Below are 15287 nucleotides of genomic sequence, written 5' to 3' on the forward strand. Positions count from 1 at the left end.
ATGTTCAATATTTTTAGGAGGAAGATTGGTTATGTTGAAATCATCAACAGAAAATCCCTATGTTCTTATAAATATAGAACCATTAAAGAATGTTGAAAATAATTGCATTGAAGATGTAATTACATCCATTGCTCGATGGCTTACTCGCAACCACGAGTGCATGTTTGCTGAATCGTGGAAATTCACTTTTGAACCCAATGAGAATCCAACTGATCGATTAGGAGATCAGCTAATCATTCCCTCGAATAACTTTTTGGTTCTTCTCCAGCAGTATCATGGCATTCAAGGAACTGTCTACCATACACAGATGGAAGACGAAATGTATGAAATAATCCAAACCGAGCTAACTTCCGGTTTTCCGATTGTGGCTACGATGAATTCCTTTTGGGTTCCCTGGGATAAAAACTATCAGAAGGAACATACCATTCATTCATTTATGATTGTGGGAATAAATTCCAAAACACGCGATCTCTATTGTACAGACCCTTATTTTATGCAAAGAGAGGTGCTGTTGTCGCGGATAAATTTTATCAAGGGGTACAAACATTTGACGACGTTCTCTCTTGTGCATGATGAGCAGATCAATCCTGAACAAGTAATCGGAGAGTTGGCTGAGACGCTTTCCACTGAAATGCAACTTGGAAAGTCGTTTTCAGACATGGAAAAATTTGCTGACGTTTTACTGAAAACCTTTGATTTGCAACGAGAGACGGAAGGGTATGACAAAAACTTTGATGACATTCCGTTGATAAACAACTTGGCGGATATTGCAAATGGACGGCTTAAATACGCACATCTCTTGTCTTTTATCGCTTCGCATTATTATCCGAGTTTACAACCTTTTGTGGAAGAAATGAAAAAGGTAGGGAACAATTGGAACGTTATTCGAGGCATTGTCATAAAGATGCATCTCACAAAAAGATGTACAGACACCATACTAGAGAAGCTTTCCAGCAAAATCATAGAGGTGTCACAGGATGAAAAGCGCTTTGCGGCACAATTGCTTGATGAATTCAATCGACTCTTGTTGCAAAATAGAGCTTAATTAGAAGGGGATATATTGAAAACTCACAAAAGAAAGGAAATATTAGACATGATTTATGAACTTCCTGTTCAAGAATACGATAGGATTAAGAGTATTTTTTATGATCAAACCAATCATCCCATCATTTGGGGCATCATTAATGGGAATAATCAAGGAAAAGTATATGTGGATGACTTAAAAAGTCCGAGGACAGCATTGATCTGGGCAAAGTTTGAAATTTTTTTACTTGGTGGAGACAAAGAGAACGAATCATTTAATAAGAATCTCGAATTTTTCATCCGCGAAAGGATTGCTCCAGAGAGTTTGCAGATTGGTGACATTGCTTTTCAGTTGGAGTTCCCTCAGTCGAATACGTGCGAAAGCAAAGTGGTGGATAAGCTTATAAACTATCTGCCTAAAGCATATGGACGTTGTGCTTTCACTTTTAATGAAGCTAAGTATCGAGAGCTTACAAATTGGCATAATCGGGTTCCTTCGGGTTATTGCGTTGAAAAAATTACCCCAGAATTGATCGATCGCGACAAAGAGGGCAGGATTCGGGAAGAGTTGGAGAATTTCTGGGTTTCCCCGGAGGTTTTTTTCAAGAAAGGCATTGGCTATTGTACGATGCAGGGAAATAAGGTAATTAGCAGTTGTCTCTCTGTTTATGCAAGCGAAGGAAATATAGAGATCGGTATTAACACCTACGATTCCCAACATCGCAATAAGGGATTGGCGACATTGGCTGCGAGAGCTGTGTTAGATGAGTGTCTTCAACGTGGAGTGACTCCCCATTGGAAGACAGAAAATTTCCGCTATGCGTCAATAAAGCTAGCGAATAAATTAGGCTTTGAAAACCGTCGCGATTATAAGGCGTATTATTTCTTCTACCGTGATCTCGATAACTTCGTGAGCAGTGCCTATTACCATCTAAAAGAATTTGGCGATATCCTTGTCGCTAAAGACTATGTAAACAGGGCAAAAGGACTTGGTGAACTAGAAGACTGGCATTGCTTTCACGTTGCTTGTGGCTTTGCTGTGGCTGGCGAAACTGCCACTGCTCTTGCCTACCTAGAACAAGCAGTTGACAAGGGATGGAGAGATACTGATGATGTGCGTTTTGAAAATGATTTGAAAACTTTGCATGGATCAAAAGAATGGGAGATTCTCAATAAAAGGCTGTTTTCGTCTGAAGGTAAATAAAATGGACATAACACATGTGGCATGCTACGCAGGAGAAGGAGAACTTCTTATCGGGGGAGATGCAATCAATGGGTAACATAAACGTGTCAGAAGATAGGGTAATAGTTGCGAATCAGAAGACCAAAGAAAGAGAGTATTGGCAGATGAAGTTGTCGGGAGAGGTAACAGAGTGTCACTTTCCCTACGATCAAAAAAATCAAGAGAACCATAGTGGACAAAGAGATTATGTAAAATGTGTCGTCGATGGATTTTCTTTTAACCAATTAACGAAGCTGTCCAACGGTTCTGACATACGTCTACACATGATATTGACATCTGTTTTGAACGTTCTTTTATACAAATATACGGGCCATACGGACATCACTGTAGTCTCCCCTGTGTTAAAGCAGGAGACGGAAGCAAATTTTATCAATACGGTTCTTGTTCTGCGCAATCAATTGAGAGATACCATGACATATAAAGAATTGTTGTTAATGACTAAAGAAATGTTAAATGAAGCCACTCAGAATCAAAATTTCCCCATTTTATCTTTATATGAGCAGATTATGGGGTATTCCATGTCAGATAAATCAGCTCTCTACCATGTTGGCACCCTACTTGAGAACATTCACGATCAAAGCTATTTAGTTTCAAACCAACCAGAAGTCCTGTTCTCATTCTTAAAAACAAATGACAGCCTAGAGCTTGAGATTACATTCTCGACTGACCGATACCACAGGGCTAGTGTTGAAAGAATAGCTACCCACTACAGGGGGCTACTGCAATATGTCCTCGATAATCTTGATGCGCCATTGTCTGAAATAGACATGCTTTCGGAGGATGAGAAGCTTCAAATCTGTGATTTTAACAATACGCATATTGAATTCCCCATGGAGAAAAATTTATATGACCTTTTTGCATTGCAAGCTGAAAAAACTCCGAACGCAATCGCTTTGGCTGATGACAACCGTCAGCTAACCTATGCTGAGCTGAAAGAAAGGGCAACTCAAGCGGCGCACTTGTTACAGGAAAAAGGCATCCATTCAGAAAAAATAGTAGGTGTGATGCTGAAGCGTAACATAGACGTAGTAGTTGCGATTCTAGCTATTTTGCAAGCTGGAGGCGCATATTTGCCGATCAATCCGTTTCTGCCACAAAATCGCATTCTATCCATGCTGGATGACACTCAAAGTCCTCTTCTAATCACCAATGAGGAGTTCGTTTCTGCCAATTCTTTTATGGTAGAACTTTCAGGCTTGGAAGTGTTAAGTGTCAATGAACTTCTCTCATATAAAACGAGTGATGCAAAAGGATTTTGCAGGGCAAATCCGTCCAATCTTGCTTACATTATCTTCACATCTGGTTCAACAGGTAAGCCGAAAGGTACGATGATCGAGCAACGAAGCGTTGTTAACCTTATTTGGGGACTTAATCGGGAATTATATGGCACATATCCAAATCCTTTGCGAGTAGCTATGGTGTCGCCGCTTGAGTTTGATGGGTCAATCCAAAATATGTTTGGTGCTCTGTTAAACGGTCATAGCCTGTATATCGTCCCAGAAGATGCACGTGTTGAGGGAGATAAATTGATTGCTTTCTACCGTAAGCACCAAGTGGAACTCTCAGACGGTACGCCGACACATCTACGCATTTTGGGGGAGTGCTTACACAATAAAACGGCTGATTTACCTCTCAAGCACTTTCTCATTGCTGGCGAAGCGCTTACGCCACAAGTGGTAGCGAATTTTATTCGTCATTTCCCAAATGACCAACCCAAAATAATCAATGCTTATGGTCCGACGGAAACTTGCGTGGACTCCACATGCTACCATGTAATATCGGAAGAAATTGATCAAGTGAGCAATATTTCCATTGGGCGGCCACTGGCTAATCAACAGGTATTTATCGTAAACGCGAGCGATCAGCTTCAACCGATTGGAATCCCTGGTGAGCTATGCATCGCAGGTGAGGGGTTGGCTAGAGGCTATTTGCATCGTCCTGAGTTAACCGAAATGAAGTTTACACAAAATCCATTTGTTAACCTATTGCCCCAATCTGGTAAACGGATGTACAGAACTGGTGATTTGGCAAGATGGCTTCCTGATGGAAATATCGAATATTTGGGTCGATTGGACGAGCAAGTAAAAATACGTGGCATTCGCATCGAAATGGGCGAAATTGAAAGCAGGCTTCTTACTTATCCAGGGATTAGAGAAGCAGTTGTGAACACATTGGAAAACGGAACTTCTCAAGAAACCTATCTGTGTGCTTATGTCGTGGCAGACGATGCAGTAGTTGCAAGAGATGTGCGCGAGTTTCTCTCCAAAGAATTACCTATCTACATGGTACCTACCTACATAATGCAAATGGACAAGCTGCCTATTACCTCAAACGGAAAACTAAATAAGAAAATGCTCCCTCATCCTGAGGAAGTATTTGAACATATGTCCAACGTACAGTATGTCTCTGCGCGCAATGAAACGGAAGCGAAACTTGTGGAAATCTGGCAGAACATACTCTCAAAAGAACGGATTGGTGTTCATGAGAATTTTTTTGAGCTGGGTGGCCATTCGTTGAATACGACGACGCTTGTTTCGCGCATCATGAAGATTTTCCATGTTGAAGTCCCCTTACAGGTGATCTTCCAGCATCCGACGATTGAGGAGCTTGCCATTTATATTGAACAGGGAGAGAAAAAGCAGTATCAGGCAATTGATCTTGCAAAAAAACGGGATTACTATCCGGTTTCATCTGCACAACAGCGTCTTTTTGTCATGAATAAATTTGATGGAGTAGGGACTAGCTACAATATTCCGGGAGCGCTTCTCGTTGAAGGAGAGCTTGAACGAAAACGATTCGAACAAGCCATTCTAGAGTTGGTGCAACGTCATGAAAGCCTGCGAACCTCGTTTATTTTCCTAGATGGAGTACCAGTGCAAAAAGTGCAAGATCATGCCACTATCGACATCTGGTTCCATGAAACTACTGAGGAGCAAGTCGAAGCGATCATTGACGAGTTCATACAGCCATTTGATTTGCGAGAGGCTCCTTTACTTCGTGTCGGGTTGGTAAAACTCAACGAATACCGCCATTTGTTGCTCTTCGATATGCACCATGTCATTTCCGATGGAGTTTCGATGATGATTTTGCAACAGGATTTCATCCGTCTCTACGCCCAAGAGCAGCTTTCACCCTTATCAATTCAATATAAGGATTACGCGGCATGGCAGCGTAAGCGCATGGAAAGTGATGAGATGAAGCATCAAAAAGCCTTCTGGTTAAAGACTTTTGAAGGAGAAATTCCGATTCTGCAACTGCCTACTGACTTCCCTAGATCAGCAAAACAAAGCTTCATCGGTAACCGTGTTATTCAGCGTATTCCAGACTCACTCGCGAAGCAGTTGAGTGGTTTTGCTAAATCGACGGGAACTACCTTGTATATTGTCTTACTAGCCGCTTACAATGTTCTTCTTCACAAATATACGAGACAAACAGAGATCATTGTAGGTTCGCCTATCGCTGGTCGCGTACACGCAGATACGGAAAAAGTGGTCGGAATGTTTGTCAATACATTGGCGATGAAAAACAATCTAGCCCAAGATAAATCGTTTAGTCACCTCCTGCAAGAAGTGAAGGAAAACGCCCTACAAGCATACGAAAATCAAGAATATCCATTTGAAGAGCTAGTCAACAAGCTTCAGTTGGAACGTGATAACAGTCGCAATCCTCTATTTGATACGATGCTTATTATGCAAAATATCCCGTCTTATAGTACAGAAGTAAACACACTTACATTTACTCCCTATGGATATAAACATAAGACATCCAAATTTGACATTACGTTTGAGATTTTTGAAGAAAAGGATGGGCTTCTGCTTCACGTAGAATACGTCACAAAATTGTTCAAGCAGGATACCATTGAGAGAATGATCAACCACTTCTTTGCGATCATGGAGCAAATGCTTAGGAATCCTAGCATTAACATTTCTGAAATAGAGTTGCTCACACACATTGAGAAAGAGACAATTCTTTATCAATTCAACAATACCAAAGAAGCGTATCCAAAAGATAAACAGGTACACCAGCTATTCGAGGAGCAAGTGACACGCAAGCCGAATCAAAACGCTCTCATCTTTGAGGATCAAACATATACGTATGAGTTTGTTAACGAACGAGCGAATCAATTAGCGAGAAAATTGCGTGAGATGGGGATTGGAAAAGAAGATGTGGTTGGTTTACGTTTTGACCGTTCCGTAGAGATGATTCTAGGTATTCTGGCAGTGATGAAAGCAGGTGCTGCTTATGTAGCAATCGATCCTGACTATCCGGCCGAACATGCACAATACATTCTCGAGGATAGCAAAGCGCAGGTTCTATTTACAGAAACAAAACATCTCGATAGCATTACTTTTTTGGGGCCAATTCTTGATCTCAAAAACACTGCTCTCTATGAGGGAGACACGGCAAATCTGGAACTGATATCTACGGTGGACAGCCTTGCCTACATCCTATACACATCTGGTTCTACCGGCAGACCAAAAGGAGTCATGATAGAACATGGCAGTATCGTCAACTACCTATTTGCGATGCAGAAAGATTATCCTATGACAGCAGACGATGCCTACCTTCTAAAGACGCCGTATACCTTTGACGTGTCGGTGCTTGAACTGTTCGGATGGTTCATTTCCGGTGGATCGCTGGTGATTCTTGAACCGAGCGGACACCGCAATCCTAAGAGAATTTTACGTGTCCTTGAGTCTCATAATGTGGCACTTGTCAACTTTGTTCCGTCCATGTTTAAAGTGTTCCTCAACTCAATTCACGAGGAGTCAGCTGCGGTTCTCAACAAGTTGAAATACGTACTGGTAGCGGGTGAAGCGATCTCACACGACATTGTAGAGAAATTCTACTCCCTTACGAAGAACGTTACGCTGGATAATCTCTATGGTCCGACAGAGGGAACCGTCATCGCGACCAGTTTTCCTCTGAAAAAAGCAGGGGAGTACAGCACATTGCCAATTGGTAAACCCATTCAAAACGTGCAGGTCTATGTGATGGACGAGTATATTCAATTGGAGCCAATCGGGGTAGTAGGGGAATTGTTTATTGCTGGAGCAGGTGTAGCGAGAGGCTATTTGAATAAGCCTGAATTGAATGAAGAGAAATTCGTGTCTAACCCGTTTGCACCTAGTGAGAAGATGTACAGAACAGGGGACTTGGCCAGATGGCTCCCTGATGGAAACATAGAATTTTTGGGACGCATCGATCATCAGGTGAAAATCCGAGGCTATCGTATCGAAATGGAAGAAATCGAAACGAGACTTCGCTCTTATGAAGGTATCGTTGATGCTGTGGTAGTCGATAAAGATGATTCACTCAGTAATAAACAGCTAGTAGCATACATCGTTTCCCAAAACTCAATCAACATTAGTGAGGTAAAGCAATATCTCGGTAAACAGCTTCCTGCTTTTATGATTCCAGCCCATTTCATGACACTGGATAAGCTACCGTTAACGGCTAGTGGAAAAGTAAACCGTCGCGCACTTCAAGATGAGATTCTAATCCCAGCTCCAAAAAAACGAGAGGTGGAGGAACCAAACACGGAATTAGAAATACAACTCATGGACATTTGGAAACGTGTACTTGAAATTGAACAAGTTGGTAGTAACGAGGATTTCTTTGAGCTTGGGGGAAATTCACTGCTTGCTGTTACTCTTGACTTGGAGATGGAACAAGAGGGCTTAATCTCTGATGATCTCGTTGTCTATGAACATCGAACCATTAAAGCGTTAGCAGCCTTTATAGGGCAAAAAGAGAAATAAATATCGATGGAGCAGAGAATCGACTGCACATTTAAAAAGGGGTACAAACAGGTAATGACTGTTTGTACCCCTTTTCCATAATATGTTTGCTAGCCTAGCTATTCAAAAAGCGGCATCTACGATAACTGTTTTTTAAAATGATACATGCTTGATACATCTATCTCCTATACTTTTTACGTATACTTAAAACAATACCAATCAGTAACATATTAGAGAGCAAAGAACTACCTCCATAAGATAGAAACGGCAAGGCGATTCCTTTTACTGGCATTAATCCAATTGTCATCCCGATGTTTTGAAAGGTTTGAAAGGTGAAAACAGCTACAATTCCTGAGCAGACGCAAGCACAAAAAGCATCATTTGATTCATTTCCAATTTTAATCACTCGATACATCAGAATAAAAAAGAGGGAAACAATCAATACCGCTATTACATATCCCCCTTCTTCTGCAATGGTAGCAAAAATAAAATCCGAATGCTTTTCAGGTATATAAACATTTCCTTTTCCAATTCCTTTTCCTTCCAATCCTCCAGAACCAATAGCTAAAAGACTCTGCATGGATTGATAGCCTTCATCTTTAAAGGTGCTAGGGTCAAGCCAACCCAAGATTCTTTGTTGCCTATGACCACTAAAAAGGGAGAGGACATAATTTTTGAAAACCTCAGGGAGCTGAAAGTATAGATACAACAAAAAGGATACAAAGATAGCAGGAATCAAAGAAAGAGCTAAAATTAATTTTGTTTGTAAATTAGCTAGAAAAATAATTGCTACTATAGCAATAAAATATAAAATAACCATTCCGGTATCCGGCTGGGTGTATACTAAAAGGGAAGGGACAAGAGTTATTCCAAGCAATTTTCCGATTAATAATAGATCGCTTCCGATGCTTTTAAAGGTGTGCTTGTTTTGATGTTCCACTACTAGATAACTAGCTAAAAGAATAATAGCAACCTTTAAAAATTCTGATGGTTGAATGGAACCTATCCCTGGTAGTGTAAACCATCGCTTGGCCCCATTAATAAACGGTGCAATTTTTTCGGGAGCAAATTTAAGAGCTATAATACTTAGAAGGCAAAAACCATAGAAAACCCAAGAAAATTTCTTAATTTGTTCAGTGTCTAAAACAGACATGTAGAACATGAGAGCAAAACCGATAACATAGTAAACGGTTTGTTTTCCTACAAAGTTTGTTAGCCCGTATTGGCCTGATTGTTGACTACTATAAATAAATATGAGGCTAGTTGTGAAAAAAACAGCCAGAATTAGCATTATGATCCAGTCTAATTTTTTGAGATGTTTGATGATCATGTTCATATAAAAGTCCTCTATTTTCAAAGAAGTATAAGCCTTTGGTTAATCTACTATGTGTTATGCATAGGCTCATATTATAATACGAATGATGTAGGCCTGAGGTAACAGAATCAAGCTATATTCATTAAAAATAATTATATTGTATCCTGTTCTTGTAAAAAACGAATAATGTTATTTTATATTCGATTATTTTCTCATTTTTAATAAAGAAAGTATATACATGTAATGAAAAAAATAAAATTTGTATCGGTACTAGCTTAAAAAACGTGAAAAGGTATCTCTTTAGTTTTAACTAGCTTTATTCATAGAGAAAGGCACTTGCAAATTATATATTCGCAAGTGCCTTTTTCTTATTTAAAAATAACAACGCTTGAGGATGCTTCATCCCAAGCCATATTAAAACGTAAATTGTCTGTAATGGTACGGATTGGTAGCATTGGAATATTGTTTTTTAGTTGAACGGCATCTGTCAGGGTGATATTCTTACCATTGATAGTAACGTTTTTTGATCCAACTTTAAAAACCATGGTTGTGTTGCCACTTTTCACGGTAGCACTAGTTTTTGTATAGGATGTGTTTACTTTCAAACCATCACGAACGAAAGTAGCAGGTACCATCGTGTTTCCATTCACTGTTAATGGTGCAGCAGCCAACGGGAAGGTTTTGCCCTGTGCTTTATAGGAAGCGGTGCCTACTTTAAAGCTGATCCCATTTTGTGCACCAACCATTACTTGGCGAATGAACAGAGGGTTACGTTCTTCTGAAGTATAGACACCAATATTGTAAATATTAGAAGCCGATGGCGTTTGAAGCTTAGCATTTTCATTGATCGTTACACTTACTGCTTGACCAGCAGGAAGATTAAGTGATGGATAAATAACAAGATTCTGACCACGAGTACCTACAAAGCTAGGGTACGAACCATTGATAGTAATAGCATTAGTTGGAATTGTAGTAGGGACGCGGAAAGAAGTTGGCATCACTACTTCAATATAGTCAGCTGTGCTGAGTCCGACTCCCAATGCTTTAATTCCAACTGTCATTCCTGAAATCGCGTTTGGATTAGGTTTACTCAAGCTTACCGTAGCCGCGCTGTTATTAACAGGCACTGGAGTTGGGGTAGGAGTAGTTGGATTTGTCGGATTTGTTGGCGTCACTGAAGAACCTGAAACGCTAAAAGATTTTGAACGATAGGTTGTATCTTTATGCTTCACAGCCAATTCATAGCTTCCTGATGTTGATGGGTTCTTAATAAAGGCTTCCATTTTTAACTCAATGCGTGCTTTATCCGAGCTAGAGAAATTACTTGGCGTGTTCAGGACAATGGTACGGCCAGACACACTTGCTCTGCTAACAGGTGTACCGTTAATTGTTGCCGATGTGTTGGAAATATACCCAGGTAGCATGTCTTGAGACGGGAATTCGATATAAATATCATTTCCGTATCTTAGCTCATCCTTTAATTTCACTTCCAGGGAGACGCTTGTACGTGCACCAACCGAGCTGTCTGATAGCGAAACGCTATAGTCGCTGTCAACAGAAGAGGAGCCTTTTTTTACTTCAAATTCTTTGGATGTATACGTTGTATTTTTATATTCAACATCTATCTTATAGGAAGAACCAGATGATGGGGTTTTAATGCCAGCATCTTTTTTAAATTTGATCTCTAGTTTTTTTGAATCGTTATCTTTGGAGCTTGGTTTGATTTTTACGATTTTATTTGAAATGGTTACATCTTTTGGACTGTTACCATTTATTTCTACATCGTCTGTGCTGATTCTGCTTGGTAACATATTTGAGTTAGGGAAAATTACTTCTATATATTTAGAATCGTCCAATTTGTCTTCTAAACTGATTTTGGATAGCTCAATAGAGGTTTTTTCTTCCGGATAGCTACTGCCTAAAGAAACAGAGAAGGCATTTTTTTCACTGCCACTTTTGCTAGAAGAGCCTTTGGTGATTTCAATTTTTTCATCATCTTCGCTCTCGCCATCATCGACAGAGATTTTGTAATCGTCGGCCTTATCAGGGTTAATGACATCTTTAATAGTAATCTCGACATCCTCGCCTTTAGAGATGCCTTTTTTCAGTTCAATAGTTACTTTTCCGCTCTTAACCTTAACCTCTTCTACATCCTTACCATTTACTTGAACGGAATCCGTTTCTACCTTGCCCAAGTCAAAATCAGAATCAAAATCTACGATGATCTTACTACCTGAGGATAGTTTCTTATCTGCTTCAAACTCTATTGTATAGGTAGTTTTCTCACTTGCTTGTTTGTCCTTGGCTTTGATACTTAAATCTGAAACAGCATAAGCACCTTGTGGAACAGAGAGTAGGGGTGTGATTGCTAGAGTGGTAGCTAGCAGTAAGAATGCGCTTTTCTTCATTTGTTTCCTCATTGTTTTCCTCCTGAATATCAATAAATTTTGCCTGTAGACAGCAACCTACCCCCTTTTAAGCCAAAAACACAGAGCAAAACAAGGGAAGTCGTTGATAACCCAAAAGCATATTTTTGGTAATCGTAAATAGAGACGTTAGAGAAAGAGATAAGTTACACAAAAATTGAGAAAAAATAGCTGTTTTTTTTGCTTAAATGTGTTTCTTCATTAATAAGCACCTTGTTTCAAACAGGAGCTAATGTAGAAGGGTTATTTCGTTTGAATGATAGTACCAATTTCCCGAATAATAGACAGTGACATGTCTGTTGTTCGGTTTTTTTCATGAAAAGGCAGGATATACATAGATAGAAGTGATTCAGTAAAACGAACGCGAGAAGATAAGCGTACAATGAAGTTGCATAAATAGATATGATGACGTATTATATGTTAAACAGTACCTCGGTTTATATAGTACTGTTTTATGCAAGGTGGTGGAAGGATGAACGTACAATTTAAAAAAGGCGTATTAGAGCTATGTGTGCTAGTTTTGTTGGATAAGCAGGATCGTTATGGATATGAGCTGGTACAAAAAATATCCAGCAGGTTTGAGATTTCGGAGGGAGCTGTGTATCCCCTGTTAAGGAGACTGACGAGTGAAGGGCATTTTACAACTTACTTGCAGGAGTCTTCCGAGGGTCCTCCTCGAAAATATTATCAAATCACCAGTCAAGGACGAACGTATATGCAACAGCTGGTTGTGGAGTGGAGAATGTTTGCTACTAGTGTCAACATTATCATTGAGGAGGAAATGAGGGATGAATAAAGATGCCTTTTTGCATGAATTAAAAACCCGATTATCCGCCATTTCTGATGAAGAGAGAGAAGATATCTTGTACGATTATACAGAGCATTTTCAATTTGGGGTGGAAGCAGGGAAAAGTGAAATAGAAATTATTGAAAAGCTGGGTTCAACAAAAATGATCGCCAAGGAATTGTTGGCTACCTATCATTTGGAAAAGGCAGAAAATCAACCAACGCTTACCAATTTGTTCGGTGTCTTTGTAGCTATGATTGGATTAAGCTTTATGAACCTGATCTTTATATTGGGACCTAGTATTGCTATCGTAGGCTTATTAGTAGCTGGATGGGGAATTAGCATAGCATTTATTCTTTCACCAATTCTTGCCGTGCTATCTGTTATCATGTTTGACCTTTCATCTCAATGGTTGCAATTATTTGTAGCCATCATCTTATGTGGTGTTGGAATACTGCTGATGAATGGTATGTATTATACTACTGCCTTTATGTATAAGCTGTTTATTCGTTATGTAAAGATGAATATTACTATCGTAAAGTCTAAGGCTTTTTAATGGTATTTATTAATATAGATCAGTTAAAGAAGATAAATAGGAGAGGGTTCGGATGAGAAAATCAGCAATCATTGGTGTACTGTTTATTATTATTGGGGTTATAGGATGTGTAGGATGGTTTTTAACCGGTGGAATTATGGAACAAAAAACAGCAAATACAACTACCCATAAGACAATCGATAATTCGCAAATCAAACAAGTCATTGTTGATAGTGCTAGCGTAGATGTCTATATCATCCCAAGTAATGACAACAAAATAAAAATTCAATTGGATGAACAGTCTGGATGGACCAGCTCCAACAAGAATACAGAATTACAAATAAGGGAAGAGAACGACAAGCTTCTGATCACGACAAAGCGCCCAAATTCATGGTTTAGCATTAATTTTAGTATGAATGAGAGAGGGCTGAGCATCTCGCTTCCAAAAAAAACGTGGGAGAAAATGAATTTGAATAGTTCGTCAGGTAATATCACGATTACTGATGTTTTGACCAAAGAATTTGTAGCATCCAGTACATCTGGAAACATAGAGATTCAGCATCTTGAAAGCGAAAAGAATGACATCCAGGTTACGTCGGGAAATGTGGAAATTTCAGAACTCTTAGCGTCATACTCGACTATTGAATCTTCCTCAGGAGACGTGGAAGTAAAAGCGGCAACAGGTGAGATTAAAGCAAATAGTACCTCTGGAAACATCAACCTGCACACAGCTGAAGTAGCGAACAATCTTACACTGGAAGCATCAAGTGGAGACATTAAGGTAGTGACGAACAAGCAACCTGTAGATACACGTTTTGTGGCAAAAACATCTTCAGGAGAAATTCAGACCAATCTAGAAGGCTTGTTCAAAAGCATCTCGGATAAGAACGTAGAGGCGACAAGTGGAAAAGTGATCAAACATACGGTTCACGTCGAAACTACTTCGGGTAATATAGCATTTATGAACGAATAAAAACAAAAAAGGGGCGATGGAGGCTTCACGATTATGCTAGAAGATAGCTATATAAAGTGAAGCCTCCATCGCCCCCTCTTTTTTAAAAGAAGCATGATATGGGTACTACTAGTATCAGGAAGAGAAGTCCAGAAATCGGTATGATCAGGTCTCTTTTAATTGTCTGAATTTTATATTTTTACAAGGCGTATATTTCAAAACAAACCTAGTCACCACTGAAAAATATAAGAGTAATAATAGTTTGATTGTACAAAAAAGCAACGTGGTGGATCATCACGATGTTGTATAATAAAAGGAGGAGTTTTACATAGCAGTTGATTTGTTCAGGTTAAACAGGTAGATGCTTTATAAGACAATAAAGGATTTGCTTTATCCATTAATAAATAGGAAGGTGTAAACCGTGTATCTTCGCCAAGTGCGACTGCTAACAGAAAAATACCCCAATCGTGATGAATATCCGTTTTCCATTTCTGCCTTTCAAAATCTAGAGAGTTTGTCGTTTGATAAAAATATTACTTTTTTCGTCGGCGAGAATGGTTCTGGAAAATCGACTCTTTTAGAAGCCATTGCTTATCAATGCGAATTCCATACAGCGGGTGGGAGCAGAAATAATTACTATGAAGTGGAGTCTTCTGAAGCTTCGTTAGGGGAGTATATTCAACTGTCCTGGCTACCTAAAATAACGAATGGCTTTTTTATGAGGGCAGAGACTTTTTATCAGTTCGCTAGCCATGTTGACAGCATAGCTGGTATGCAAAACTACGGAGGACGTTCCTTACATGCCCAGTCACACGGTGAATCGTTTTTCTCTTTCTTTCGCAATCGGTTTGGTCATAAAGCGATTTACTTATTAGATGAGCCAGAAGCGGCACTGTCTCCTGCTCGACAGCTATCCTTATTACGTCTGATGAAAGACTTAGAGCAATCAGCGCAGTTTATCATTGCCACACATTCACCGATCCTGTTAGCATTTCCGGGAGCACAAATCCTTGATTTTGACCAAGCTCCTATTGCAATAACCAGCTATGAGCAGACGTTACACTACCAGATTACGAGACGTTTTTTGGAAAACAGGGAGGCGATGCTAGCAGAATTACTTTGTGATGAGGATGAATAAAGATTTCATATAAGAATCTAATGAGTAGAGAGGAAAAAAATGGACTTGGATTCACTAACATGTTACTTTGATAATATGCTTACTGATCATTGAAACCAATTACGTTATCAAACGTATTAAGATATAC

Annotated in this window: 9 protein-coding genes; 7 read left to right on the forward strand and 2 right to left on the reverse strand. The window is 39.5% G+C overall.

Annotation, left to right across the window (positions count from 1 at the left end):
- Window positions 1–31: 31 nt before the first annotated feature.
- The 3 genes from EEL30_15110 to EEL30_15120 are packed head-to-tail and all read left to right on the forward strand — an operon-like array spanning window position 32 to window position 8028.
- A complete protein-coding gene (locus EEL30_15110) occupies window positions 32–1045 on the forward strand; it encodes a hypothetical protein (GenBank protein ID QDX93503.1) in 1014 nt (337 codons plus the stop codon).
- 48 nt (window positions 1046–1093) lie between these two features.
- Window positions 1094–2227 (forward strand): GNAT family N-acetyltransferase, encoded by a 1134-nt coding sequence (locus EEL30_15115; GenBank protein ID QDX93504.1) that lies wholly within the window; start codon window positions 1094–1096, stop codon window positions 2225–2227.
- 14 nt (window positions 2228–2241) lie between these two features.
- Window positions 2242–8028, forward strand: coding sequence for an amino acid adenylation domain-containing protein (locus EEL30_15120; GenBank protein QDX93505.1), 5787 nt, complete (start codon window positions 2242–2244; stop codon window positions 8026–8028).
- 157 nt (window positions 8029–8185) lie between these two features.
- On the opposite strand, the gene EEL30_15125 is transcribed toward EEL30_15120, so the two are convergent.
- Both EEL30_15125 and EEL30_15130 read right to left on the reverse strand, forming a co-directional pair.
- Window positions 8186–9343: a rod shape-determining protein RodA gene (locus EEL30_15125; GenBank protein ID QDX93506.1), complete on the reverse strand. Its 1158-nt coding sequence runs from the start codon at window positions 9341–9343 to the stop codon at window positions 8186–8188.
- Window positions 9344–9690: 347 nt separating this feature from the next.
- The gene (locus EEL30_15130) at window positions 9691–11742 is read right to left on the reverse strand and encodes a DUF2808 domain-containing protein (protein ID QDX93507.1); all 2052 of its coding nucleotides are present in this window, start codon (window positions 11740–11742) and stop codon (window positions 9691–9693) included.
- Window positions 11743–12220: 478 nt separating this feature from the next.
- Here EEL30_15130 and EEL30_15135 point away from each other — a divergent pair, with 478 nt between their 5' ends.
- The 4 genes from EEL30_15135 (at window position 12221) to EEL30_15150 (ending at window position 15160) form a co-directional block, all read left to right on the forward strand.
- Entirely contained in the window at window positions 12221–12544 is a 324-nt protein-coding gene (locus tag EEL30_15135) for a PadR family transcriptional regulator (GenBank protein ID QDX93508.1), read from the forward strand.
- The gene (locus EEL30_15140; protein QDX93509.1) at window positions 12537–13091 is read left to right on the forward strand and encodes a DUF1700 domain-containing protein; all 555 of its coding nucleotides are present in this window, start codon (window positions 12537–12539) and stop codon (window positions 13089–13091) included. Before EEL30_15135 ends, EEL30_15140 begins: the two co-directional genes overlap by 8 nt.
- A 52-nt stretch (window positions 13092–13143) precedes the next feature.
- Window positions 13144–14043, forward strand: coding sequence for a hypothetical protein (locus EEL30_15145; protein ID QDX93510.1), 900 nt, complete (start codon window positions 13144–13146; stop codon window positions 14041–14043).
- Window positions 14044–14443: 400 nt separating this feature from the next.
- The gene (locus EEL30_15150) at window positions 14444–15160 is read left to right on the forward strand and encodes an ATP-binding cassette domain-containing protein (protein QDX93511.1); all 717 of its coding nucleotides are present in this window, start codon (window positions 14444–14446) and stop codon (window positions 15158–15160) included.
- The last annotated feature ends 127 nt before the right edge of the window (window positions 15161–15287 follow it).

Source organism: Brevibacillus laterosporus (assembly GCA_007833815.1).
Lineage (GTDB): Bacteria > Bacillota > Bacilli > Brevibacillales > Brevibacillaceae > Brevibacillus_B > Brevibacillus_B laterosporus_D.

Bases quoted from the DNA above. Each gene is read 5' to 3' on its own strand.
- EEL30_15115 (QDX93504.1), top strand. From the start codon at position 1,094: ATGATTTATGAACTTCCTGTTCAAGAATACGATAGGATTAAGAGTATT.
- EEL30_15125 (QDX93506.1), bottom strand. From the start codon at position 9,343: ATGAACATGATCATCAAACATCTCAAAAAATTAGACTGGATCATAATG.
- EEL30_15120 (QDX93505.1), top strand. From the start codon at position 2,242: ATGTGGCATGCTACGCAGGAGAAGGAGAACTTCTTATCGGGGGAGATG.
- EEL30_15130 (QDX93507.1), bottom strand. From the start codon at position 11,742: ATGAGGAAACAAATGAAGAAAAGCGCATTCTTACTGCTAGCTACCACT.
- EEL30_15110 (QDX93503.1), top strand. From the start codon at position 32: ATGTTGAAATCATCAACAGAAAATCCCTATGTTCTTATAAATATAGAA.
- EEL30_15140 (QDX93509.1), top strand. From the start codon at position 12,537: ATGAATAAAGATGCCTTTTTGCATGAATTAAAAACCCGATTATCCGCC.
- EEL30_15145 (QDX93510.1), top strand. From the start codon at position 13,144: ATGAGAAAATCAGCAATCATTGGTGTACTGTTTATTATTATTGGGGTT.
- EEL30_15135 (QDX93508.1), top strand. From the start codon at position 12,221: ATGAACGTACAATTTAAAAAAGGCGTATTAGAGCTATGTGTGCTAGTT.